21 protein-coding genes and 2 pseudogenes are annotated in these 24,732 nt (G+C 62.5%); 18 read left to right on the forward strand and 5 right to left on the reverse strand.

What is annotated here, in order from left to right:
- The first annotated feature begins 28 nt into the window (after window positions 1-28).
- Complete coding sequence (mhpT, locus tag ACR809_RS10780; protein WP_004148691.1) at window positions 29-1,225, forward strand: 3-(3-hydroxy-phenyl)propionate transporter MhpT; 1,197 nt, start codon at window positions 29-31, stop codon at window positions 1,223-1,225.
- A 102-nt stretch (window positions 1,226-1,327) separates the two neighbouring features.
- Complete coding sequence (locus ACR809_RS10785) at window positions 1,328-2,053, forward strand: polyphenol oxidase family protein (RefSeq protein ID WP_064278918.1); 726 nt, start codon at window positions 1,328-1,330, stop codon at window positions 2,051-2,053.
- Window positions 2,054-2,065: 12 nt separating this feature from the next.
- Here ACR809_RS10785 and ACR809_RS10790 read toward each other — a convergent pair whose 3' ends face one another.
- Both ACR809_RS10790 and ACR809_RS10795 read right to left on the reverse strand, forming a co-directional pair.
- Window positions 2,066-3,646 (reverse strand): rhodanese homology domain-containing protein, encoded by a 1,581-nt coding sequence (locus ACR809_RS10790; protein ID WP_122051234.1) that lies wholly within the window; start codon window positions 3,644-3,646, stop codon window positions 2,066-2,068.
- 5 nt (window positions 3,647-3,651) lie between these two features.
- On the reverse strand, window positions 3,652-4,254 hold the full coding sequence (locus tag ACR809_RS10795) for a cysteine dioxygenase (RefSeq protein WP_002908526.1): 603 nt from the start codon (window positions 4,252-4,254) through the stop codon (window positions 3,652-3,654).
- 106 nt (window positions 4,255-4,360) lie between these two features.
- Between ACR809_RS10795 and ACR809_RS10800 the strand changes: the two genes are divergently transcribed.
- The 7 genes and pseudogenes from ACR809_RS10800 to ACR809_RS10830 all read left to right on the forward strand — a co-directional run bounded on the left by ACR809_RS10800 (window position 4,361) and on the right by ACR809_RS10830 (window position 11,377).
- Complete coding sequence (locus tag ACR809_RS10800) at window positions 4,361-5,254, forward strand: LysR family transcriptional regulator (RefSeq protein ID WP_122051235.1); 894 nt, start codon at window positions 4,361-4,363, stop codon at window positions 5,252-5,254.
- A 144-nt stretch (window positions 5,255-5,398) separates the two neighbouring features.
- Window positions 5,399-6,494 (forward strand): annotated as a pseudogene (locus tag ACR809_RS10805) (LLM class flavin-dependent oxidoreductase).
- Window positions 6,481-7,632: an acyl-CoA dehydrogenase family protein gene (locus ACR809_RS10810; RefSeq protein ID WP_004891252.1), complete on the forward strand. Its 1,152-nt coding sequence runs from the start codon at window positions 6,481-6,483 to the stop codon at window positions 7,630-7,632. Before ACR809_RS10805 ends, ACR809_RS10810 begins: the two are co-directional and overlap by 14 nt.
- A 5-nt stretch (window positions 7,633-7,637) precedes the next feature.
- Entirely contained in the window at window positions 7,638-8,600 is a 963-nt protein-coding gene (locus tag ACR809_RS10815) for an ABC transporter substrate-binding protein (RefSeq protein ID WP_122051236.1), read from the forward strand.
- Window positions 8,597-9,634 (forward strand): ABC transporter substrate-binding protein, encoded by a 1,038-nt coding sequence (locus ACR809_RS10820; RefSeq protein ID WP_122051237.1) that lies wholly within the window; start codon window positions 8,597-8,599, stop codon window positions 9,632-9,634. Before ACR809_RS10815 ends, ACR809_RS10820 begins: the two co-directional genes overlap by 4 nt.
- Window positions 9,615-10,610 carry an ABC transporter permease gene (locus ACR809_RS10825; protein ID WP_117110760.1) on the forward strand — a complete coding sequence of 332 codons (996 nt, stop codon included), beginning with the start codon at window positions 9,615-9,617 and terminating at the stop codon, window positions 10,608-10,610. The genes ACR809_RS10820 and ACR809_RS10825 overlap by 20 nt, the downstream gene beginning before the upstream one ends.
- A complete protein-coding gene (locus ACR809_RS10830; protein WP_002908439.1) occupies window positions 10,604-11,377 on the forward strand; it encodes an ABC transporter ATP-binding protein in 774 nt (257 codons plus the stop codon). Before ACR809_RS10825 ends, ACR809_RS10830 begins: the two co-directional genes overlap by 7 nt.
- A gap of 937 nt (window positions 11,378-12,314) precedes the next feature.
- Here ACR809_RS10830 and ACR809_RS10835 read toward each other — a convergent pair.
- Window positions 12,315-14,387, reverse strand: coding sequence for a TonB-dependent siderophore receptor (locus ACR809_RS10835; RefSeq protein WP_004180325.1), 2,073 nt, complete (start codon window positions 14,385-14,387; stop codon window positions 12,315-12,317).
- Window positions 14,388-14,892: 505 nt separating this feature from the next.
- On the opposite strand from ACR809_RS10835, the gene ACR809_RS10840 reads away from it, so the two are divergent.
- The 9 genes and pseudogenes from ACR809_RS10840 to ACR809_RS10880 all read left to right on the forward strand — a co-directional run bounded on the left by ACR809_RS10840 (window position 14,893) and on the right by ACR809_RS10880 (window position 22,959).
- Window positions 14,893-15,714 (forward strand): ABC transporter ATP-binding protein, encoded by an 822-nt coding sequence (locus ACR809_RS10840; RefSeq protein WP_002908416.1) that lies wholly within the window; start codon window positions 14,893-14,895, stop codon window positions 15,712-15,714.
- Window positions 15,711-16,730: a FecCD family ABC transporter permease gene (locus ACR809_RS10845; RefSeq protein ID WP_122051238.1), complete on the forward strand. Its 1,020-nt coding sequence runs from the start codon at window positions 15,711-15,713 to the stop codon at window positions 16,728-16,730. Before ACR809_RS10840 ends, ACR809_RS10845 begins: the two co-directional genes overlap by 4 nt.
- Window positions 16,727-17,779 (forward strand): FecCD family ABC transporter permease, encoded by a 1,053-nt coding sequence (locus ACR809_RS10850; RefSeq protein ID WP_122051239.1) that lies wholly within the window; start codon window positions 16,727-16,729, stop codon window positions 17,777-17,779. The genes ACR809_RS10845 and ACR809_RS10850 overlap by 4 nt, the downstream gene beginning before the upstream one ends.
- Window positions 17,769-18,746, forward strand: a complete 978-nt coding sequence (locus ACR809_RS10855) for an ABC transporter substrate-binding protein (protein WP_162992575.1) — start codon at window positions 17,769-17,771, stop codon at window positions 18,744-18,746. Before ACR809_RS10850 ends, ACR809_RS10855 begins: the two co-directional genes overlap by 11 nt.
- Window positions 18,712-19,645: pseudogene (locus ACR809_RS10860) on the forward strand (MurR/RpiR family transcriptional regulator). Before ACR809_RS10855 ends, ACR809_RS10860 begins: the two are co-directional and overlap by 35 nt.
- 92 nt (window positions 19,646-19,737) lie before the next feature.
- Entirely contained in the window at window positions 19,738-20,505 is a 768-nt protein-coding gene (locus tag ACR809_RS10865; RefSeq protein WP_002908376.1) for a basic amino acid ABC transporter substrate-binding protein, read from the forward strand.
- Window positions 20,506-20,568: 63 nt separating this feature from the next.
- Complete coding sequence (locus tag ACR809_RS10870) at window positions 20,569-21,333, forward strand: amino acid ABC transporter permease (RefSeq protein WP_004151161.1); 765 nt, start codon at window positions 20,569-20,571, stop codon at window positions 21,331-21,333.
- The gene (locus ACR809_RS10875) at window positions 21,320-22,042 is read left to right on the forward strand and encodes an amino acid ABC transporter ATP-binding protein (protein ID WP_002908374.1); all 723 of its coding nucleotides are present in this window, start codon (window positions 21,320-21,322) and stop codon (window positions 22,040-22,042) included. Before ACR809_RS10870 ends, ACR809_RS10875 begins: the two co-directional genes overlap by 14 nt.
- 299 nt (window positions 22,043-22,341) lie before the next feature.
- Window positions 22,342-22,959: a DUF1062 domain-containing protein gene (locus ACR809_RS10880; RefSeq protein WP_162992576.1), complete on the forward strand. Its 618-nt coding sequence runs from the start codon at window positions 22,342-22,344 to the stop codon at window positions 22,957-22,959.
- 97 nt (window positions 22,960-23,056) lie between these two features.
- Here the strand turns inward: ACR809_RS10880 and ACR809_RS10885 are convergent, their stop codons facing one another.
- On the reverse strand, window positions 23,057-23,449 hold the full coding sequence (locus ACR809_RS10885; protein ID WP_002908370.1) for a VOC family protein: 393 nt from the start codon (window positions 23,447-23,449) through the stop codon (window positions 23,057-23,059).
- A gap of 36 nt (window positions 23,450-23,485) precedes the next feature.
- Complete coding sequence (locus ACR809_RS10890) at window positions 23,486-24,718, reverse strand: multidrug efflux MFS transporter MdtM (protein ID WP_002908368.1); 1,233 nt, start codon at window positions 24,716-24,718, stop codon at window positions 23,486-23,488.
- Window positions 24,719-24,732: the final 14 nt, after the last annotated feature.

The raw sequence follows: 24,732 nt of genomic DNA on the forward strand, positions 1-24,732 counted from the left end.
GTTTGTTCGGCTATCGCCAAGGTACCCTATGACCAAGATAACGACTGCAACCCCCTCGCGCCTGGTGGTCACCATCGGGCTCTGTTTTATGGTGGCCCTGATGGAAGGGCTGGATCTGCAGGCGGCGGGGATCGCCGCCGTCGGCATGGCGCAGGCCTTTGCGCTGGATAAAATGCAGATGGGCTGGATCTTCAGCGCCGGGATCCTCGGCCTGTTGCCCGGCGCGCTGGTGGGCGGCATGCTGGCGGACCGCCACGGGCGTAAGCGCATTCTGTTGGGGTCGGTGCTGCTGTTTGGCCTGTTCTCGCTGGCCACCGCGCTGGCATGGAGCTTCCCGACGCTGCTGCTGGCGCGCCTGCTCACAGGCGTCGGGCTCGGGGCGGCATTGCCGAACCTGATTGCCTTAACCTCGGAAGCCGCTGGCTCACGTTTCCGCGGCCGGGCGGTAAGCCTGATGTACTGCGGCGTACCCATTGGCGCCGCGCTGGCGGCAGCGCTGGGCTTTTCCGGTCTCGCCGCGGCCTGGCAGATTATTTTCTGGATTGGCGGCGTGGTCCCGCTGCTGCTGATCCCATTGCTGATGCGCTGGCTGCCGGAGTCGCAGGCGTTTCAGCGCGCGGAGGCCAGCGTGCCGCTGCGCACCCTGTTTGCCCCGGGCCAGGCCGCCGCTACGCTGCTGCTGTGGCTGGGTTATTTTTTCACCCTGCTGGTGGTCTATATGCTGATCAACTGGCTGCCGATGCTGCTGGTGGGCCAGGGATTCCGCGCCAGCCAGGCGGCCGGGGTGATGTTCTCTCTGCAGATCGGCGCCGCCTGCGGCACGCTGCTGCTGGGGGCGCTAATGGATAAGCTCACCCCGCTGCGGATGTCGCTCCTGATCTACAGCGGCATTCTGGCGTCGCTGCTGGCGCTGGGCAGCGCGTCGTCGCTGACTGGCATGCTGCTGGCGGGGTTTGTCGCCGGGCTGTTCGCCACCGGCGGACAAAGTGTGCTTTACGCTCTGGCGCCGCTTTTTTATCCCGCGGCCATCCGCGCCACCGGGGTGGGCACCGCCGTGGCGGTGGGGCGTCTTGGGGCGATGAGCGGCCCGCTGCTGGCCGGCAAGATGCTGGCCCTCGGCACCGGCACCGTCGGGGTGATGGCGGCCTCGGCGCCGGGCATTGTGCTGGCCGGCGTGGCGGTGTTCTGGCTGATGCATCGCCAGCAGCGCGCGGCCATGGTCTGATATGCATCCGGCGGTCTGGTAAAAAAATGCCGGGCCGCCGCCTTGCCTGTCCGCGTCCCCTGGCCTAAGGTAAGACATCATTCCCTGACGCTTATCGTCCCTATGGCTTACACCTCCCGTTTGCTCAATGCGATCCCTGGCATCCGCCACGCTTTTCTCGATGTCCATGAAACCGCCGTCTTTCCCTATGCCGAGCTGGCTCCGGTGAAGCTGGTGCATGGTAATGAGGTTCATCATTATCAGCAGCCGCTGCCGACGCGCCCGCACGCCGACGCGGTGTTTACCGCGGTAGCCGGGCAAAAGGTGGGGGTGGTGACCGCCGACTGTCTGCCGCTGCTGATCGCCTCGCGCGACGGTCGCTACGTCTGCAGCGTGCATGCCGGCTGGCAGGGGCTGGTCAGCGGTATTGTCGACAACAGTCTGGCCTGTTTTCGCCAGCAGGGGGTGGCATTGGCCGATCTGGTCATCGCCGTGGGGCCGTATATTCACCCCTGCTGTTACGAAGTCTCCGCCGGATTCTATCAGCAACTGCTGGACCAGCCCGGCGGTGACCGGGTGGCCCGCCATCGCCAGCGGCTGTTCCACTCCCGTTCGGGCCCGGTCAGCGATCCGCTCAAAGCCGCCGCACGCGGCAGCGATAATCTGTGGTTTGATCTGCGCGCCTTTGCCGAAGCGATCTTCGCAGAGGCGGGGGTGGCGCCGGCGAGCGTTGAATGGCTGGGGAGTTGTACCTACTGCACCCCGCAGTCGCTGGGCTCCTACCGGCGCCGGACCCATTTTCCGGCGCCGAAGAGCTTTCAGTATTCGTGGATCATGCGCGAAGCCTGAGGCGGGCTCGCGCTAGAGCACCCGAAAACCGTGGGTGCCGTCGCGGGCCAGCTGATCCACCAGGCCATACTCCCACTCCAGATAGGCCTGCATGGCCTCGGCGGAATTATCGGTTCCTTCGTACGGACGACGATAGCGGTCACGGCGCTCGACGGCGAGGCCGCTGTCGCCATGCGCCAGCGGCAGACCGGCGGCGATCCACGCCAGCGTCCCGCCGGTAAGCAACTGCACCGGTTTACCGGTCAAGGCCGCCACCTCCGGCACCGCGTAGCGGGCCAGCAGACTGCTGCCGCAGGTCACCACGTAACGTTGGGCGGGAGGGATCACCTCCAGGGCCTGGCGCAGCTGCGAGCGCGTCAGCCACCACGCGCCGGGGATATGGCGAGCGACAAAGTTGGCGCTGGTGGTAAAATCGAGCACCACCGTACCGGGTTCTTCCAGCTGTTGCGCCAGCTGCGCCGGGCTTATCTCCTCCGCCTGCGGGCCGGGCGGCACCTCGGCGGCTGGCACCCCGCGTTCGCTCAACTGGCTGGCCGACAGCGCGCTCAGCCGCGCCGTCTCCCAGCCCATCTGCGCCAGCCACGAGCCGGTTATCGCCGCCCGGATGCCATCGTCATCCAGCAGCACAATGCGCGCCCCTCGTACGCTGGCGAAGTGGTCGGTCTCCTGCACCAGCTGGCCGCCTGGCGCGCTCAGGCTGCCGGGATAGTGACCCGCCGCGTACTCTTCGGGGCTGCGGACATCAAACAGGAAGGTGGTGCGGTCGCTCTGCTGCAGCCAGCGTTGCAGCGTGGCCTCATCGATGACCGCCACCCCGGCCCGTTCGGCAAAATGCGCCACCGCAGCGGTCCGGGCGCCGGAGGCGCGGGCGGCGGGATCGTATTGCCTCTGTTGCTGGTGCGCCAGCGTCTGGCCGGCCAGCGTCCAGCCGATAGTGCCATTGCGCAGGGCATGGACCGGGTTTGGCACGCCGGCGTTGATCAGCGACTGGGTGCCGATGATGCTGCGGGTGCGTCCGGCGCAGTTGACGATAACCGGCGTCTGCGGGGAGGGCGTCAGGCTCTCCACCCGCAGGGCCAGCTCGCCGCCGGGCACGCTGATGCTGCCGGGGATGCTCATGGTCTGGTACTCATCGAAGCGCCGGGCGTCGACGATCACCACCTCCTGCCGGCTGTCGATGAGCGCCTGAACCTCCTGGGCGCTGAGCGACGGTGTGTGACGCACGCTTTCCACCAGCTCGCCAAAGGCTTTACTGGCGGAGTTGACGTCCTGAAACAGTTCGCCGCCGCTGCGGCGCCAGCCGGCGATACCCTCGGCCAGCAGGGCCACATCCTGATAGCCCCAGGACCGCAGCCGTTCGACGGCGATCTCCGCCAGACCCTCGCCGTTGTCGTAGACGGTGAGCGGGGTGGTGAAGCGCGGTATCCGCCGGCGGACCTCCAGCTCCAGTTTGCTGAGCGGCAGATTGACGGCAAACAGCGGATGAGCGGTGGCGAAATCGGCCTCTTCACGGACGTCGATCAGCGCCAGTTCACGACGGTCGAGCAGCGCCTGGCGGATCCCGGCGGCCTGGCGATAAGCGTAGGTGGACATAGTGGTTATCCTTGATGTTCGCGGGAGGAATCCCAGATATTGGGTAAATGGCGGTTAGAGTAGCCGGAGATAAACGGTTTCTGCTGCCCTTCCGGGGTATACACGGCGCGCTTCACCGCGCCGATATTGCCGCCGTAGACATGAATGCTGATGGAGACGCGATCCGCCAGCGCATTGCTGACGCGATGAATATCGCCATCGTCAGCGGATACTTTCTCCACCTGGCCTGCTTCCAGAAGCGTGGCGGCGCCGAGCGCGCGCGGTATGCCATCGGCATCCAGCTGGTAGCGCTGGTTTTCCTCCGCGCCGCGCAGCATCCCAATGGCCCCCCACACCCGGTGGTCATGGATCGGCGTCGCTTGCCCCGGTCCCCAGACGAAGCTGACAATCGAGAAGCGCTCCCCGGAGTCGGCATGCAGCAGATACTGCTGGTAATGGTGCGGATGCGGCAGGGTGTACTCTTCCGGCAGCCAGTCGTCGTAACGCACCAGCGCCGCCAGCCGCTGCGCCACGGCGTCAAGCAGCGGGGCGGTCTGGTGGTGTTCGCGGTGCAGGCGGTCTACCTCATGAATGAAATGGCGTAATTTTTCCAGTCGTGGTGCAGTCATGTGCGGTTCCTGTCAGAGGGACTGGTCAAAACGCTAACAGAGGCGTTAATATTATTTAAATGCAATTTACGCATATATTAATATGCAAATTTCACATAAGGTTCCTATGCGCATTGACGATATCGACGCTTTGCTGGCCACGGTGCAGTTTTCCTCCCTCAATCAGGCCGCGGAATATCTGGGGATCACCCAGTCGGCCATCACCCGGCGCCTGCAGCGTCTGGAACAGGAGCTGAACGTCACGCTGTTAGAGCGCCAGACCCGCCCGCTGACCCTGACCGCCGCTGGACACCGGGTGTACGAGCAGTGTCTGAGCATTAAGCGTGAGACGAAAAAACTCTACAGCCTGTTGGATCCGCAAGGCGAGCCGCGCGGCGCCCTGCGTCTCGGCGTGCCGCAGAGTCTCAGCGAGATTGCCCTGCCGGCGGCGCTGTCGGCGCTGAGCCAGCAGTTTCCCGGACTGTCGCCGCAGATCACCTGCGGCTGGAGCGGACAGCTGCAGCGCCGGCTGGAAAACGGCGAACTGGACGGCATGCTGGCGATGGGGCCCGCCCAGCAAAACTTCGCCGAGGGCTACAGCGGGCGCCTGCTGTGTCCCCTGGAGGTGGTGCCGATCGTCGGCCGGCGTTTGAATTTGCGCGCGTCATCCCTGCGGGAGTGCGCCGAACGGGGCTGGATCCTTAACCCCGACGGCTGTGGCCTGCGCGCCGGGCTCATTCGCGAGCTGCAGAGCAAGGGATTGCGGTTGACGCTCAACGTCGAGAGCGCGGGCGCGCAGCTGCAGATAGCGCTGGTGGCGCAGGGGCTGGGGCTGGGGCTGGTGCCGAGGGCGGCGCTGGCCAGCAGCCCGTGGCGGGACGAGGTCGCGGTCCTCAGCCTCAGCGATTTTCAGCCTGCGGTCTCACTGTGGCTGGTCCACGCCCAGTATCTGGCGAACCTGCTGCCGCCGCTGACCTTTTTTGCCAGCAAAGTGATGCAGCAGCTGACCGTATCCGGCTGAAAGCACTATGTATTTTTGCTTAATGCTAATTAAGCATATTAAGATATGATAAAAATGCATTTTGCTCATTAACACGCTCTGTATAGGGTAATGACCAGCGCCGCTGTCGCGGCCACTCCATTACCCTGACGCAAGGAGTTGTTCATGAGCATTCAGTTTCTCGGCATGATTGGCCACCGCCTCTCTTCCGAAACGATTGCCCCGGTGGGGCCGATCTTTGACCGCGACTATATCGTTCGCTTTGCGCAAACCCATGAAGCCGCCGGGTTTGATCGTCTGCTGGTCGGCCACTGGTCCGATCAACCCGACGGCTTTCTGGTGACGGCCCTGGCCGGGCTGTCGACGCAGAAAATTCAGTACCTGCTGGCCCATCGTCCCGGTTTTGTTTCCCCAACCCTTGCCGCGCGCAAATTCGCTACCCTTGAGCACCTGCTGGAGGGCCGCTTGGCGGTGCATATCATCAGCGGCGGCAACGATGCCGAGCAGCGCCGGGATGGCGATTATCTCGACCACGACCAGCGCTACGCCCGCACCGACGCCTTCCTCGACACCGTGCGCCAGGTGTGGACCAGCGAGCAGCCGGTGGATATTCACAACGATTTCTATCAGGCCGAGCAGGCCTGGTCCGCCATTCGCCCGCTGCAAAAACCGCATCTTCCGATCTATTTTGGCGGCTCGTCGGAAGCGGCCATCGCCGTCGCCGGCAAACATGCCGACGTCTTCGCGCTGTGGGGCGAGTCGCTGGCGCAAACCGGCGAGACCATCCAGCGCGTACGCGCCGAAGCGGCGAAACACCAGCGTGATATCGGCTTCAGCGTCTCGTTCCGGCCGATTATCGCCGACAGCGAAGCCGAAGCCTGGGAGAAAGCCGAGCATATCCTGCACGTCGCCACCGAGCAGGCGGCGCAGCGCGGGGGCGGGTTCAAAGCCAAACCGGACAGCATCGGCGCCCAGCGGCTGCGGGCTACCGCGGCGCAGGGCAGAGTGGTGGACAAACGCCTGTGGACCGGCATCGCCCAGCTGGTGGGCGGCGGACATAACTCCACCGCGCTGGTGGGCACCCCGGAGCAGGTGGCGGATGCGCTGCTCGACTACTACGACCTCGGCGTGCGTAACTTCCTGATCCGCGGCTTCGATCCGCTGAACGACGCGGCCGACTATGGCCGGGCGCTGCTGCCGATCGCCCGGGAAAAAGCCGCGCGGCGTGCGGTGGCGGAGCGCGCATCGTGATCCATCCTGAGCGCGACGACTGGGCCCGGCAGCTGACGGCGCTTCGCCAGCAGATGGCGGAGCAGGCGGCTAGCCTTGACGCCAGCGGCGAGTTTCCCTGGCGTAATATCGACCATCTGCGTGCGGGGGGCTGGTTAAGTCTCGCCGTGCCGCCATCCTGCGGCGGCGCGGGCGCCAGTCTGGCCCAGCTGCAGCAGGTCATCGCCGCCATCGCCTGGGGAGAGCCGGCGACAGCGCTGATTGTCTGCATGCAGTATCTCCACCATTTGCGGCTGGCGGAAAACGACGCCTGGCACGCGCCGCTGCGCCAGCAGGTTTTTCACGATGCTGTCGAACACGGTGGCCTCATCAACAGCCTGCGCGTCGAGCCGGAGCTGGGCTCCCCGGCGCGGGGCGGCCTGCCGGACACCGTGGCGACCCGTCGCGCGGAGGGCTGGGACATCAGCGGCCATAAAATTTATACCACCGGCATTGAAGGGTTGCGCTGGCTGGCGGTGTGGGCCAGAAGCGATGATAACCCGCCGCTGGTGGGTACCTGGCTGGTGCCTGGCGACAGCCCGGGTATCACGGTGGTGAAGAGCTGGGATCACGCCGGGATGCGGGCCACCGGCAGCCATGAAGTTATTTTTAACCACGTTCGGGTGGCGGCAGAGCACGCGGTGGATGTCTGGCCGGCCGATGCGCCACCCGCCGCCCAGGCCGAACCGTTTCGCCTGTTCGCCAACCGGCAGACAGCACTGCTGGCGGCGATCTATGACAGCATTGCCCACGCCGCTCACGACTGGCTGGTGAGGTGGCTGGCGGGGCGGGTGCCCGCCGGTCTCGGCCATCCGCTCTCTCGTCTGCCACGGGTGCAGGAGAAAGTCGGGCAGATCGCCGGGCTGCTGCTGGTCAACCGCAGCCTGCTGGAGCAGGCCGCCGCGCTGCGCTTTTCCGCCATTGAGGCCAATCTGGCGAAAGTCACCATCACCGACAACGCCATTCAGGCGGTGAATATCGCGCTCGAGCTGACCGGCAATCATGGTCTCAGCCGACAAAACCCGCTGGAACGCCACTACCGCAATGTGCTCTGCGGACGGGTACATACCCCACAGAGCGACAGCGCCTGGCTGGCAGCCGGCAACTTCGTCTTTCAATCACAAGGATAATCACGATGCGTCTATCATTTTCAGGCCGGGTGGCGGCCGCGCTGATGCTGCTGGCGCTGGGCGGCTACGCGACAGCGCAGGAGCGGCTTACCCTGCGTATCGCCGATCAAAAAGGCGGCATGCGTTCGCAGCTGGAGGCGGCCAACGCCCTGCAAAATCTCCCTTACGACATTAAGTGGGCCGAGTTCCCGGCCGCCGCGCCGCTGGCGGAAGCCCTCAACGCGGGCGCCGTGGACGCGGGGATCATCGGCGATGCGCCGTTGCTCTTCGCCCTGGCCAACGGTGCGCCGGTCAAAGCTATTGCCGTGGATAAAAGCAACCCGGCGGGGACCGCGGTGCTGGTATCCCCCGGCAGCACGTTAAAAAGCGGCGCTGATTTAAAAGGCAAACGCATCGCCACCGGTAAAGGGTCGATTGGTCATTTCGTGGCGCTGAAAGCGCTGGAGCAGGCGGGGATTTCACCGAAGGAGGTGCAGTGGGTGTTCCTCGGCCCGGTGGACGCCAAAGTGGCGTTGCTAAACGGTTCGGTGGACGCCTGGGCGACCTGGGAGCCCTACACCACCCAAATGGTGAAGACCAACGAGGGGCAGATCCTGGTGAGCGGCAAAGGGCTGCTGCCGGGGAATACCTTCCTCGCGGCAACGGATTCCGCGCTTAACGATCCGCAAAAACGCGCCGCGCTGCAGGATTATCTCCAGCGCCTGGCCGGCGCCGAGCGCTGGGCCTACGCCAATCTCGACAGCTACGGCAAAACGTTGGGGGGGATCATCCGCTTCCCGGCGGAGATCGCCCGCGCGCAGTTTGCCAACCGCCAGTCGCAGTGGCAGCCGCTGGCCGAGGAAACAGTGGCCCAGCAGCAGGCAACGGCGGACTTTTATCTCGCCAACGGCCTGATCCGCACCCGGCTGGACGTGAAGCCGACCTTTGACCGCCGTTTTAGCGTGCCCGCCGCCGAGGTGACGCCATGACCAGAACCCCTTTTTCCCGCCGCCGTTTTTTACAGCTCAGCGGCGGCCTGGCGCTGGCCGGGGTCTCTCTGCCGCTGTGGGCTCATGATATGGCGGACATGGCCGGCGGCGATGCCCATCCGGCGCTGCGCCTGCCAGAGCCCTACAAGATCAAGCTGGCGATCAACAAAAGCGCGGTATGCCTCGCGCCGGTCGCCGTCGCCGAGCAGCAGAAGATATTCAGTAAATACAACCTCGACGTTGAGTTTGTTAACTTCGGCAGCTCCACCGATGTGCTGCTGGAGGCGATCGCCACCGGTAAGGCCGACGCCGGGGTGGGGATGGCGCTGCGCTGGCTGAAGGCGCTGGAGCAGGGCTTTGACGTCAAGCTCACCGCCGGGACCCACGGCGGCTGTCTGAACCTGCTGACGGCTAAAGACTCGCCGTTCGGCGGCCTCGAGAGCCTGAAGGGTCAAACCATCGGCGTCACCGACATGGCCGGACCGGATAAAAACTTCTTCGCCATTCTGCTTAAGCGCCACGGTATCGACCCGATCAGCGACGTGCAGTGGAAAGTCTACCCGGCGGATCTGCTCAGCGTGGCGCTGGACAAGCGCGAAATCGCCGCCATCAGCGGCAGCGAGCCGTTTAGCTATCGTCTGCTGGAGACCGGTAAGTATCAGCTGATCGCCAGCAATATGACCGGGGATTATGCCAACCTCAGCTGCTGCGTGCTGGGGGTGAGCGGGAGCCTGGCGTGGGACCATAAACCGGCCGCCGCGGCGCTCACCCAGGCGATCCTTGAGGCGCACAGCTATGCCGCTGCGCATCCGGAAAGCGTGGCGCAATCCTTCCTCGCCCATGCCCTGAATACCAGTGAAGCGGAGGTGAGCGGCATCCTGCACGGGCAGGGCCACGGCCATCACGCGGTGGGCGAAGCGTTCGTGAAAGAGCTGACGCAGTATGCGGTCGACCTGCAGCGGGTGCAGGTGATCAAGCCGGGTACCGATCCCCATCAGTTCGCGGAGAGTATCTATGCCAACGTATTCGCCTGAGCAGGCTCTGGCGCGCCCCACCGGCCGCGCGCCGCTGTGGGGAGAAGGGCTGCTGGCCGCCACGCTGTGGCTGCTGGGCGGTCTGTTTACTCTGACCTGGCCCGACGCCGGGCGGCGCTGGCCGTTTAGCGAAGGCTGGGCGCTGGCGCAATTCACCCTCGGCGGCGGCTTGCTGCTGCTGGCGCTGAGCTATCGCTACTGGCGGGCGCGCGGCGCGCGTGTGCTGCATGCCGGCAAGTGGCTGGCGCTGCTGCCGGTGCTGTTTGCTGCCTGGGAAGGGCTGACCGCCAAAACTGCCGTGTTGCCGGTACCATTCTTCGCGCCGCCGCAGGCGCTGATCGAGGTGCTTCACGACGACTGGCCGCGCCTGCTCGACAGCCTGCTGCACTCCCTGGGGCTGCTGGGGCTCGGTGTGCTGCTGGGTACCAGCAGCGGGTTCATCACCGGTCTGGCCATCGGCTGGTCGCAACGGATTGGCTACTGGGTGCATCCGGTGTTACGTCTGCTGGGGCCGGTGCCCTCCACCGCGCTGCTGCCGCTGTGCCTGTTTATTTTTCCCTCGAGCTTCGGCGCCAGCGTGTTTTTGATCGCGCTGAGCACCTGGTTCCCGGTCACGGTGCTGACCTGGTCCGGAGTGATGGGCATTGATAAGGCGTGGTACGACGTGGCGCGGACCCTCGGCGCCAGCCAGCGTTTCCTGATCCTGCGGGTGGCGATCCCCGCCGCGTTGCCGAACGTCTTTGTCGGCCTGTTTATGGGGCTCGGCGCGTCGTTTTCGGTGCTGATTGTCGCCGAAATGGTCGGGGTGAAGTCGGGGATCGGCTTTTACCTCCAGTGGGCCCAAGGCTGGGCGGCCTATCCGAATATGTATGCCGCGCTGCTGGTGATGGCCTTGTTATGCTCCGGCCTGATAAGCGGATTATTTATGCTGCGTGACCGGCTGCTGAGCTGGCAGCGAGGAGGGATGCAATGGTAACCGAGACGATAGCGCGCGGCGCGGCGGTATCCATCAGCCATCTTCATCATGCGTTTACGCTTGGCAAACAGACGGTACCGGTGCTGGAGAATATTAGCCTGCAGCTGCGCCCGGGGGAAAGCGTGGCGCTGCTGGGCCCTTCCGGCTGCGGTAAATCAACCCTGCTGCGGCTGCTGGCGGGGCTGGAAGCGCCGCAGAGCGGACAGATGCAGATCGACGGCGCGGCGCTCGGCGCCCCGGGGCCGGAGCGAATTCTGGTGTTTCAGGATCCGACGCTCTATCCGTGGCTGACGGTGCGGCAGAACGTGCTGCTGGGCCCGCAGGCGCAGGGGAAAAAGGGGCTGGAGGCGAAGGCAGACGCGCTGATTGACCGCATCGGGCTGCAGGCCTTCAGCGAGGCGTGGCCGCGGCAGCTGTCCGGAGGGATGGCACAGCGTGCGGCGCTGGCGCGCGCCTTGTTGAACGAACCGCGTCTGCTGCTGCTCGACGAGCCGTTGGGCAAACTCGATTCGCTGACCCGCATCAGTATGCAGCGGGAGCTGATCGCCCTCTGGCAGCAGCAGGGGTATACCAGCCTGCTGGTGACCCACGATATCGAAGAGGCGCTGCTGCTGTGCGAGCGGGTGCTGGTGATGTCGCCGCGTCCAGGGCGGATTATCGCCGAGTTTGCGCTGCCGCTGGCTTTTCCCCGTCATCGTGATAACCCGCAGTTGCTGCAGCATCGTCAGGATATATTGCGCATCCTCGGCCAGGAGGCGGACTGGTAAGCTGAACGCATTCCCCGGTGGCGCTGCGACAAATGTCACGGAAAGGTAGGCCGGCGCAAGCGCAGCGCCGCCCGGCAATGGGCATCCGGCGCCAGGCGCCTGTTTTTGCCCGGTGGCGGCTGCGCCTTACCGGGCCTACGAACTGCGACAAATGTCACGGAAAGGTAGGCCGGCGCAAGCGCAGCGCCGCCCGGCAATGGGCATCCGGCGCCAGGCGCCTGTTTTTGCCCGGTGGCGGCTGCGCCTTACCGGGCCTACGAACTGCGACAAATGTCACGGAAACTAGGCCGGCGCAAGCGCAGCGCCGCCCGGCAATGGGCATCCGGTGCCAGGCGCCTGTTTTTGCCCGGTGGCGGCTGCGCCTTACCGGGCTTACGAGCTGCGACAAATGTCACGGAAAGGTAGGCCGGCGCAAGCGCAGCGCCGCCCGGCAATGAACATCCGGTGCCAGGCGCTTGTTTTGCCCGGTGGCGGCTGCGCCTTACCGGGCCTACGAACTGCGACAAATGTCACGGAAAGGTAGGCCGGTGCAAGCGCAGCGCCGCCCGGCAATGGGCATCCGGTGCCAGGCGCCTGTTTTTGCCCGGTGGCGGCTGCGCCTTACCGGGCCTACGAACTGCGACAAATGTCACGGAAACGTAGGCCGGCGCAAGCGCAGCGCCGCCCGGCAATGGGCATCCGGCGCCAGGCGCCTGTTTTGCCCGGTGGCGGCTGCGCCTTAGCGGGCCTACGAACTGCGACAAATGTCACGGAAACGTAGGCCGGCGCAAGCGCAGCGCCGCCCGGCAATGGGCATCCGGCGCCAGGCGCCTGTTTTGCCCGGTGGCGGCTGCGCCTTACCGGGCCTACGAGCTGCGACAAATGTCACGGAAACGTAGGCCGGCGCAAGCGCAGCGCCGCCCGGCAATGAATATCCGGCGCGACGCCATGGTCCGGCTTAAAAATCCATCTTCACCGTGAACTGCACTTCGCGCGGGTCGCCAATCTGGTTGCCGAGGTTATTGGTGCCGATCGAGGAAGTGTAATAGGTCTTATCAAACAGGTTCTTCACATTCACCTGCAGCGTCACCGGATACTGCAGCTTCATCTTATAGGCGGCAAACACATCCGCCACCGCATACCCCTGCAGATAATAATCCGCGCCGTTGGTGCCGGAGCGCTTGCTGACCGCGTGGCCGCCGCCGCCGACGGTCAGGGTGTTGCTGTTATAGACGTTATGAATGTCATAGGTCAGGAACAGCGAACCGGTATGTTTCGGTACGTTTGGCAGCGGTTTCCCGGCGTAATCCGGATCTTCCAGCACTTTGGCGTCGGTGTAGCCGTAGCTGGCGATCACGCTGAGGTTATCGGTGATGGACCCCGCCAGATCCACTTCCACGCCCTGGGAACGCACTTTGCCCGCCGTTTTGGCCACCGTCTCATCGCCAATGCTCTCGGTGTACAGCACGTTACGCTTATGAATATCAAACAGCGCGATATTGGCGGTAATGCCGTTTAACAGGTCGAATTTGGCGCCCACTTCGTAAGAGGTGGACTCTTCCGGCGGCAGCTCGCCGATATAGCTGGCGATCGACGACTGCGGCATAAACGACTGGGCGACGTTGGCGAACAGAGAGACGTTCGGCGTGACCTTGTAGACCAGGCCGGCTTTCGGCGTCCATTTCTCATCGCGGCTGTCGGTATTGACGTTAAACGGTCGGCCTTTACCGGCGTACTGGGTGTAGTACTGGTAGCGCACGCCGGCGACGGCGATCCAGTTGTCGGTCAGGTACAGCGCGTTCTGCACGTATGCGGCATAGCTCTCCTGCTGGATCCGCTGGTCGCTGTCGGAGGCGGAGACGGTATTACAGGTGTCGAGAGTGCCGTAGACCGGATGATAGATGTTAAAGCCTTTAACGTTCTTACAGCGCAGCATATCGGTGCGCAGCAGATCGTAATTCTCATAGGCGACGCCGGTCAGCAGCTCGTTATAAAAGCCGCCCACTACCACGTTGCCCTGCAGGTCGGCGCGGGTGGAGTGCATCTTCTGCGTTGAACCGTGGGTACCATCGACCCGGCGGGTGAGGTTGCCGGTCGCCGAATCATAGGCCATCACCCGCGCCTGGTTATCGTTATAGTGATCCTGGCTGTAGCTGTAATCGAAGCGCGCGGTCCAGGCGTCGTTAAGGCGATACTCGGCGTTGAGCTGAGCGAGATCGGAATAGCCATCGGTAATATTAAACGCTTCATCGAAGCGGATTTTGCGATCGACGTTCACCGCATGGCCGGTATTCAGATCGAAGATAGTGCCGCGATCAAAGGGGGCGCTGTAGTCGCGGTGCGAATAGGACGCGGTCACCGTTGCCCGCTCGCCAAACCAGGTCAGGGAAGGGGCGATAAAGCTGCTTTTGTTTTTACCGAAATTGCGCCAGTAATCCTCATTCTGATATTCCCCAATCAGTCGGTACGCCAGATTCGTGCCTTCGATGGGGCCGGTGATGTCGACGCTGCCGGTGCCGCCGCCAAAGCTGGTGGAGGTCCCGGAAACCGAACCGGAGAACTGCCGCTCCGGCCGTTTAGTGATGACGTTGATCAACCCGCCGGGGTCGAGGATACCGTACAGCGTCGAGGCGGGCCCCTTCAGGACTTCCACCCGTTCGGTGGCGGCGTTAAAGCTGCGCGGCAGCACGGTGCGCAGGCCGTTGGTCATGATCGAGCCGTCGCGGTTGGCGCCGAAGCCGCGGCGGGTAAAGGCGTCCTGGGTACCGCCGAGGGTGTTGGTCTGCACCACGTTAGCGACGTTATACAGCGCCTCATCGAGTGAGGTGGCGTGCTGATCTTCGAGAACCCGATCGCTGACGGTATTGACCACCTGGGGAATATCCAGCAGCGGCATCGAGGTTAGCGTCGCGGTGGCGGAGCTGAGCGGCTGATAGCCGCTTGTGGCGCTCTGCTGCGCGCCGTCGGCCACTACGGTGATGGTCTCTTCCGCGTCGTTAGTACTTTTCGCCGCGCGATTGTCGGCGGCCATTAATCCCGGTGAGGCTAAAAAAAGAAGCGAAAAAAGCGCGCGCCCTGGCAACGTCCTGCAGGCGACATGGGGTTGAGTCATTATCTGTTTCTCGTGAACGAATCTGCCTTTGCGGTCAGATTAAGCCAATAAAATCATTGCCCTGAATAATAAAAGCACTCTGTTTAGCGTCTGAATGCGCCTTCAGATGTGTAATTGAGAATCATTCAATCATGAAGGGATGTAGTAGTAAACGTTATGCAAGATAAAAATTCAGCGGCGAGGAACAGGACGTTTTAAACACCTCCAGTAGGGAATGTTCTGTAGTTATCTATCTGATATTATTTTATTTTAATTATATTGCGTTGGCACAGTCTCGCTGTAGTCAGCGTCCCCGTCTGAAGACGATGGCGAGTATTGACTACTACATTCATCCCCGTCATGATCAAAAGAGAATGAGATTTATTTTGATTTGACTGCAGAATGTCCAGCTATCGCCTGGAACGCTGCGGCGCAGGAGCGAGTTATGCCACAGCGGGTGAAACCTGCAGAGCAGGGGATCGTACTGGATGCCCTGTCGGCCGGCTACGGCCAGACCCTGATCGTTGACGATATCAACCTGACCATTCCCACCGGCAAAATGACGGTGCTGGCCGGGGCGAACGGATCCGGCAAATCCACGCTGCTCTCGACCATCGCCAGAATGCTGAAACCGCTCGGCGGCTGCGTGCGTCTGGACGGGCAAGCCATTCACCAGATGCCGACGAAAGCCGTCTCGCGCCAGCTGGGCATCCTCCCGCAATCGCCGTTGACCCCGGAAGGATTGACCGTTTTCGAGCTGGTCTCGCGCGGGCGCTACCCGTGGCAGGGGCTGATGCGCCAGTGGTCCGAGGCCGATGAGCTGGCGGTAGAGGAGGCGCTGCGCTTAACCGGTACCGCCGAATTCGCCCATCTGCCGGTGGACAGCCTCTCCGGCGGCCAGCGTCAGCGCTGCTGGATCGCCATGGCGCTGGCCCAGCAAACGGCCACCATTCTGCTCGATGAGCCGACCACCTGGCTCGATCTGCGCTATCAGGTCGATATCCTTGAGCTGCTCCAGACCCTCACCCGCGAACATGGCCGCACGGTGGTGACGGTGCTCCATGACCTTAACTTTGCGGTGAACTACGCCGATCTGCTGGTATTCCTTAAACAGGGGCGCATCGCTGGCACGATTAGCGACAACGATGTCTGTAGCCCTGAGCTGATTAAACGCGTGTTTGACGTTGACGTGCAGATGTCGATTAACCCGCAAACCGGCAAACCCTTCTTTATGCCGTTTCGCGCCCGCCAGGCAGCGGCACAATGAGCGTGGCCATCCTGCTTTCCGCGCGGCGTCGCCCCCGGCTGGCGCTGCTTCTGCTAACGCTGCTGCTTATCGCCGCCTCGCTGGTGCATCTTGGCTTAGGCGCCCGCTGGATCGCCCCGCAGACGGTGCTGCAGGCGCTGCTGGAGTACGATCCGCGCAACTTTGAGCAGCGGATTATCATCGATCTGCGTCTGGTGCGGCTGGCGGCGGCGCTGCTGACCGGCGCGGCGCTCGGCGTCGCCGGGCTGCTGCTGCAGACGGTGATCCGTAACCCGCTTGGCGAGCCGCATATTCTCGGGCTTAACGCCGGCGCCTCGCTGGCGGTGGTGGCGACCTCGGCGCTGGGCCTGTCCTTCGGCGCTTTCCCCGCCGGGCGCCCGCTGACCGCCGCCTGCGGCGCGGGGCTGCTGTTCGGTGGCGTGATGGCGCTGGCCTCTGCCGGGCGCGGCGGGGCGACGCCGCTGCGCATCACGTTGTGCGGAGTGGCGCTGTCAGGGTTTGCGTCGGCGGTGACGGCGGCGATATTAATTCTCGATGAACAGACGCTGCTGGCGATGCGCACCTGGCTGGCCGGCGACCTGGCCGGACTGAACTGGAGCACGCTGCAGACGGCGCTGGTTCCGGCGCTGATCGGCCTTGGCGTCGCGCTGATCATTGCCCCACGCCTCAACGTGCTGGCGCTGGGGGATAAGGTGGCGCTGGGCCTTGGCGTTAATCTCGTCCAGACGAGGCTGCTGGGCCTGCTGGCGATTGCGCTGCTCTGCGGCGCGGCGGTGGCGGTGGCCGGGCCGATCGGCTTCGTCGGGCTGGTGGTGCCGCACGTGGTGCGCCGTCTGGTGACGGAAGACATCCGCCTGGCGCTGCCCCTGGCCGCGCCGGTGGGAGCGCTGGCGCTGGTGCTGGCGGATATCGCCGCCCGGACGCTGGTCGCGCCGCAGGAGCTGGCCACCGGAGCGATGACCGCCCTGGTGGGCGCGCCGTTGTTTATCTTTATCGCCGCGAGGTTTTTTAAATGACGCGCGCCGTTCACCGGGCCGGTTTTCGGCCGCTGGCTTTCGCCTCCCGTCATCTGCTGCTGCGTCCTGCGGCGTTAAAAATTGCCGCCAGCATAGTGCTGACGCTGCTGGCGCTGGGGCTGTACAGCCTTAGCCGCGGCAGCTATCCGCTGCCCGCGTCGACGCTGGCGCGGACCCTGCTGGCGCCGCAGGAGATGGGCGAGCAGCCGCGCTTTATTCTGTTTGATATCCGCCTGCCGCGGATCCTGATGGCGCTGCTGTGCGGGGCCATGCTGGGGCTGGCCGGCGCGGCGATGCAGAGCATCACCCGTAACGGGCTGGCCGACCCGGGGCTGATCGGCGTCAAAGAGGGGGCAAGCATCGTGGTTCTGGCGCTGGTGCTGTTTTTCCCGGCAGTAGGCCTGGTCTGGCGGCCGCTGGCGGGGATGGTCGGCGGCATAGCGGTGGCCCTGCTGGTCCTGACGCTGGCTCGCGACTGTTCGCGGCCGCGCTTTATTTTAATTGGCATCGGCGTCTCCTGGAGCCTGGCGGCCGCGGTCGGCATCTTTATGACCACCGCCGACGTACGCGACGTGCAGACGGCGATGATCTGGCTGGCGGGCAGCCTGCAGGCCGCCACCTGGCCGCTGCTGGCGGTGGCCTTTTGCTGGGCGCTGCCCGGGGCCATCATCCTGTTCTGTACCGCCCGGGCGGCGGACGTGGCGCTGCTGGGCGACCGGACCGCCATCGGCCTCGGCGTACGTCTGCAGCAGCTGACGATGCTGCGCTTTTTTGCGCCGGTGCTGCTGACCTCGGCCAGCGTCTCCTGCGTCGGCAGCCTGGGTTTTGTGGGCCTGATGGCGCCGCATATGGCGCGTTTCGTGCTGCGCGGCGGCCAGGTATCGCTGCTGTGCGGCAGCGCGCTGATTGGCGCCTTGCTGGTGCTGGCGACCGATACCCTTGGCCGGCTGGCGTTTGCCCCGCTGCAGATCCCGGCGGGGATTGTCATTGCCCTGGTGGGCTGCCCGTTCTTCGTTGTCTTGCTCTGGCGTCGCCGTGATGCCCTTTAACCAGGAAGGTAGTATGCGTTGGTTCGTCTCATTGCTGGTGTTGCTGACGGGGGCCGTCAGCGCCGCCGCCCCACAAACTCAAACTTTCACCGATGATTTAGGCCGCACCGTCACCGTGCCGCTGCATCCGCAGCGTATCGTTTCGATGCACGATCTCGACATTACCATTCCGCTGATTGAGCTCGGGGCGCCGCCGATCGCCAGCCACGGCCGGACGCGCCCGGACGGCAGCCACTACCTGCGATCCAGCGCCCAGCTCACCGGCGTCGATTTCGACAACAGCGATATCCGCTTTATTGGCACCGCCGATATCGATCTGGAAGCGGTAGCCGCCGCCAGGCCGGATCTGATCATCACCGAGCCCAGCCGCCACGTGTCGGTAGAGCAACTGGAGAAGATTGCCCCGACGGTGAGCATCGACCATCTGCAGGGCAGCGCCCCGGAGATTTACCGCAAGCTGGCGCAGCTGACCGGCACCCAGCCGCGGCTGGCGATCCTCGAGCGCCGCTATCAGGAGCAAATCAAGCAGCTGAAAGCGATGGTCAACCCACCGCAGTACAGCGTCTCAGTGATCCAGGCGAACAACGGCAAGGTCACGGTGCATCATTCGTATCATGCGCTGGGCCGGGTGCTGCGCGACGCCGGGTTCCGCTTTCCGCCGCTGATTGAGCGGATCCCCGATGGTCAGCGCATTGACGTCAGCGCGGAACAGCTGCCGGAGCTGGACGCTGATTTTGTCTTCGCCACCTGGCGGTCGGATACCGGCGGTAAGCCGCAGGATGAGCTGCAGGCGATGGAAGGCGTGATGCCCGGCTGGTGCGACTTTATGCGCGCCTGCCGCACCGGGCACTATATTTTACTGCCGCGGGAAGAGGTGATCTCCAACTCCTACGCCGCGCTGTCCCTGATGGTGGCCCAGGTGCAGTCGCATATTGCCGGCAGGCCGATCCCGGCGGAGGCCAAATGAAAAGCGCGGTAAAAAAAGAGAAGGGCAAAGTCGATCTGTTCGGCGAACGCTATCGCGCCCGGGCGCACCAGCTCTCCCCCCGGCTGCGGGCGGTGGTCAGCTATATCAACGACAACCGCGAGGTGGTGCTGGAGCATACGGCGATGGAGATCGCCACCGCGACCCAGACCTCCGACGCCACGGTGGTGCGTGCCATCCAGGCGCTGGGCTTCGCCGGGCTGCGCGAGCTTAAGCAGACCATGGAGCGCTGGTTCGGCACCTCGGTCACCTCGGCGGAAAAGATGCGCTCGACGGTTACCGCGCTCTCCAGCGACGTCAACTCCAGTATTGATTTTGTGCTTGAAGGCCATCAGCGGGTGTGCGAGGTCCTGTCGCGGGCCGACAACCGCGCGGCGGTGGCTCAGGCGGTGGCATTGCTCAGCGACGCGCGCCAGGTGGGGATCTTCGGTATCGGCGCCTCGGGGATCCTCGCCGAATACACCGCCCGGTTGTTCAGCCGTATTGGCCTGCCGGCGTACGTGATGAACCGCACGGGCTTTAGCCTTGCCGAACAGCTTATCGGCCTGCAGCGCGGCGATGTGCTGATCATGATGGGGCAAAAATCCCCCCATCGCGAAGGGTTGACCACCCTGCGCGAGGCGAAGCGGCTGGGTATTCCGACCATCCTGCTGACCCAGGCGGTGGACTCGCGCTTCAGCCAGGAGGCGCAGGTGGTGATCGACGTCCCGCGCGGCGGGGACAGTAGCCGGATGCCGCTGCACGGTACGGTGCTGGTCTGTCTCGAGATGATTGTCCTGTCGGTGGCCTCTACCACGCCACAAAAAACGGTGAAATCCCTGAAACGAATCAACGATCTGCATCGGGCTATCGGTAAATCCGGCGGTAAACGGGGCCATTGAGAAGATAATTCACCAGCGGGAAGGTTTCCGGTTGCATATAAAAGTGAGTGTGTGTATTTTTATGCAAAATAAATGCATAAAAAGGAAATCTCATGGTCAAGAATTTGCTCAAAGCGTGTTGCATGATAGCCGCGCTGACGGCTGCCGGACAGGCGGCTGCGGAAACCTATACCGTCGGCTCCGGCGGCACCTACCGGCCGTTTGAATTTGAAAACAGCCAGAAACAGCTGGAAGGTTTCGACATCGACATCATCAAAGCCATCGCCAAAGCCGAAGGCTTTGACGTTAAGCTGGTCAATACCCCATGGGAAGGCATCTTCGCCACGCTGAACACCGGCGACCGCGACATCATCATCTCCGGGATCACCATCACCGATAAACGCAAACAGATGGTCGATTTCTCCGCGCCGTACTTCCCGGCCGAACAGTCTATCGTCGTCGCTCAGGACTCGCAGGTGGATTCACTGGCGGCCCTGAAAAACGAGAAGGTCGGGGTGGTGAACTCCAGCACCGGCGATATCGTGGTTTCTGAGGTGCTGGGTAAAAACAGCACCGCGATCAAGCGCTTCGACAATACCCCGCTGATGCTCCAGGAGCTGTTTGAGGACGGCGTCAGCGCCGCGGTAGGCGACGTCGGGGTGGTGAAGTACTACATCAAACAGCACCCGGAGAAGCAGTTCAAGCTGGTGCCGGATGCCAAATTTGAGCGTCAGTATTTCGGTATTGCGGTGGCGAAAGGCAACAGCGAACTGCTGGGCAAAATCAACGCCGGGCTGCAAAAGATCGTTGCTGACGGGACTTACGCCAAAATCTATAAAACCTGGTTCGACGACAACGTGCCGACGCTGCCAGCGCAATAATCCACCTTTTTCAGTGACCACGGCTATCGCCCAGGCGATAGCCGTATTTTTTAGGGAAGGACTATGACGGGATTCCGTTGGGAGATCATCGAGGAGTACGGCCCGCTGTTTGTGGACGGCGCCCTGATGACGATTAAATGTACCATTATCTGCGTGATCCTCGGGACGCTGTGGGGGTTAACTCTCGGTCTCGGGCGGATGGCGAAGGCCGAGCACGGGCCGTGGAAATATATTCTCCGCTACCTGGTGCAGTTTCCGGTGCGCTTTTACGTCAGCGCCTTCCGCGGCACGCCGCTGTTCGTGCAGATTATGGTGGTGCACTTTGCGCTGGTGCCGCTGTTTATCAACCCGCGCGACGGCCTGCTGGTGACCAGCGGCCTGATGAGCGCCGACTTTGCCCGCGAGCTGCGCGCCAGCTACGGGGCGTTCCTCTCCTGCATCGTGGCGATCACCCTTAACGCCGGGGCCTATGTGTCGGAGATTTTCCGCGCCGGCATCCAGTCGATCGACAAAGGGCAGATGGAGGCCTCCCGCGCGCTGGGCATGCCGTGGTGGAAAACCATGCGCAAGGTGATCCTGCCGCAGGCGTTTCGCCGCATTCTGCCGCCGCTGGGCAATAACGCCATCGCCATTGTCAAAGACTCGTCGCTGGCCTCGGCGATTGGCCTGGCCGATCTGGCCTATGCCGCGCGCACCGTCTCCGGCGCCTACGCCACCTACTGGGAACCCTACCTGACCATCTCTCTGGTCTACTGGGTGATCACCTTCCTGCTGGCGCAGCTGGTTAACCGTCTGGAAAAGAGGTTTGGCAAAAGTGATTCACATTAATAACTTACATAAGCGCTTCGGCGACAGCCACGTGCTGCGCGGCATCAGCTGCGATATTAAACCGCAGGAAGTGGTGTGCATCATCGGCCCATCCGGCTCGGGGAAAAGCACCTTCCTGCGCTGCATGAACGCCCTGGAGACGGTCAGCGAAGGCGAGGTGGTGGTTAACGGCTTTGCCGCCCACGACCGGACCACCGACCTCAACAAGATGCGCGAAAGCGTCGGCATGGTGTTCCAGCGCTTTAACCTGTTCCCGCACATGACGGTGCTGGAAAACCTGATCATGGCGCCGATGAATCTGCGCAATATGCCGCGCCAGCAGGCGGTCGACCTGGCGGAAGCCTTGCTGGCGAAGGTAGGCTTAAGCGATAAGCGCGACGCCTGGCCCTCGAGCCTGTCCGGCGGCCAGCAGCAGCGGGTAGCCATCGCCCGCGCGCTGGCGATGAAGCCGTCGATAATGCTGTTCGATGAGCCCACTTCGGCGCTGGATCCGGAGCTGGTGGGCGACGTGCTGGAGGTGATGAAAAACCTCGCCAGCGAGGGGATGACCATGGTGATCGTGACCCACGAAATGGGCTTTGCCCGCGAAGTGGCCGACCGGGTGATCTTCATCGACCAGGGCGTGATTCAGGAAGAGGGCAAGCCGGGGCAGATCTTTAGCGCGCCGAGCAACCCACGCACCGCCGCGTTCCTCAGCAAGGTGCTGTAAACCGAGCGGGCTGGCGCCAGGCCAGCCCGCTGAGCATTCCGGGTGTATTGACGAAGCTTTTAATCATCCGCGCAAACATTGACTGGGCTCATTTATCCCGCGATAACCCCTTTGTTAATCTCAGGGTGTCGATTAGGACTTCTCCAGGAAAATAACGTTGGAAATCTTTTTTTTAACCCACTGAAAAATAGCGATTAACTATTTTTCATACGCCAAAAATCATGGTCCGTTAATCACGGACTCGGTTTCGTATGGGTTAAAAAAGGTACGTTATGACAGTTACATGGACGGTCACGCCCGTGGGGTATCAGCACATTGCCAAACGCTGCCCCGCCTGCAATGTGAAACGCGACTTCGCGCCTTCCGGCGCCATCCGGGTGAATTCGCAAAAGAAGCTGCTGGATATCTGGAGCATCTATAAATGCACGCACTGCGATTACACCTGGAATATCGCCCTGTTTTCCAGGCTGCACGTCAGCAAGATAAACCGTGAACTGCTTCAGCGCCTGCTGCAGAACGATGCAGCCATGGTTCACTATTATGCCGCTGACCTCGCGACGCTGAAGCGCAACCGCGCCGAGCCGTCGGGGCAACCTGATTTTCGTATTCACGAGCAATGGTCGGTTACGTTGATGGCATGTCAGCGGATAACGGTGCGCGTCAGAGTCAGTCAGCCATTTCGCATCAGCCTGCTATCAATACTGAAAAAACAGCTCAAGCTGAGTACGGCTGAAATCCGGTGGTTGGTCGCGACAGGGCATATCGAGGGTATTTCACTAAAACAGCTCAAGACGAAAAAGCTGAAGGCGATGGAATATGATTTTCAGCTGGCGGCGGAAACGCTGTATGCGCGACGCCGGATTACGTTATCACTTTGCGGTAGATCACTTGCCGGGAAGATAAGCCGCAGCGCTTGAGCTGCTGGCTTTTTATTCCTCGGTGAATAAGGACGGCGAAGTTGGCCGTCCTGACTCCCTTATCTCCGTCTGCATAAGCCACCTCCGCTGCAGCCATTCAATCTGCAGACGCATAGTAAACAAATGCCAGCTTATTGCCGTCGGGATCGCGGACGTAGGCGCTGTGAAAACCGTCGCCATACTGCGGCCGGTGACCGGGACCGCCTTCGTCACGTCCGCCGAGTTGCAGGGCGAGGGCATGCAGTTCCGCAATATGTGCGACGGAGCGGGCGTTAAGCGCCACCATCGTTCCATTACCCACCCCGGCAGGCTGCTGGTCAAAAGGAACACCCACGCACAGCCCGCAGGTGTGATTGCCGTTGAAGGTGCCCCAGGACGCCCCCTGTTCGTTACGGCCGGCTTTGACGTGTCCCAGCAGCGCCATTAACGGGTCATAGAACTTGATGGCGCGTGGCAGATCGTTCGTTCCCAGCATAATGTATGAAAACATAGTGTTCTCCTGTTGCGGGCAAAAAGGCCTAAACCTTCAGGCTGGCTGAAGAAGATGTTGCTGACGGAGTTTTAACAAGCGCGAGACCAGCATGATGACGACGATTCCTGCTATCAGCGCCAGGCAGTGAAAAGCAATTCTGCCGCCAGCCTGGAAGTAAACCCAGCGCGCTACTTCCACCGAGGCCGCCATAAAACTGAGCGCCACAATGTTGATGGTGGCTGAAACCGTCCCTTTCGGCAGGGAGTGGGAAAAAAGCGCAAAACGGAATAATACGGGGAACAACAGGCCTGTTCCGAGGGCATAGAGACTTGTTCCTGAAACGGACCACCACCAGGTATGGGGCCATGCAATATTTCCCGCCAGTAATACCAACAACCCGGTCAGCTGTATCGGGATAGTGCGCCAGATAAAGCGGGGAGAGGTCGGATCCTTGATAAAACGGGCCACGATGATGCTGGCAATAATAACGCCGCCAAAGACAGGCACCTGGGTCCAGGCATAGGCGCCGCGCGACATCCCGCCGTCATCGATCAGGATCACCGGAGAGAGTGCTACCCAGGTGATTATCGGCAGGTTACTGAATGACAACGCCAGCGCGCCCGTGAGCACCACCGGCTGTTTAAAGGCGCGGACAAACTCGGAAAATACCTCTCCCGGACGAAACCCCCGGCCCTGAGAGGTGACCGTTTCTGGCATGTTAAAAATCAGTAACGCCCAGGCCAGCAAGCTCATGGCGCCGATGATCGCAAACAATAACTTCCAGTGCAGGAAATTCATCAGGCCAGCGCCCGCCAGGGGCCCGATTACCGGCGCCAGCAAAACGATGGATGTCAGCGCCGCCATAATGCGGATAGACTCTTTTTCATCAAAAGCCTCCTGGATGGAGACATAACCGACTGTCGAAATGAAGCAGATACTGGTTCCCTGGATAAAACGGGCGATAAGATATTGATCAATCGACGTGACAAAGATCATGCTGAAGCAGGCCAAAGCAAAGATGATGGCTCCGGTCAGTAGTACGGGGCGGCGACCAATGCGGTCGGAGAGCGGCCCCAGCAGCCACTGTAATGCCAGCCCCCCGGCTAAATAGAGGCTGACAGAGGCCGGGGCTAACGCAACATCAGCCTCAAATTCCCGGATGATGTGGATAATACCCGGCTGAATGAGATCGGTAGTCAGATAAGCAGAAAAATCATAGATAACCATCGCCAGCGGAAATAACAAGATTCTGCTAAAACGGATGTACGGTCCCAACGCTAATTTCATACGCGAAGACTCCC

It is taken from the genome of Klebsiella sp. CD33, assembly GCF_051992865.1.
Classification (GTDB): domain Bacteria; phylum Pseudomonadota; class Gammaproteobacteria; order Enterobacterales; family Enterobacteriaceae; genus Klebsiella; species Klebsiella pneumoniae.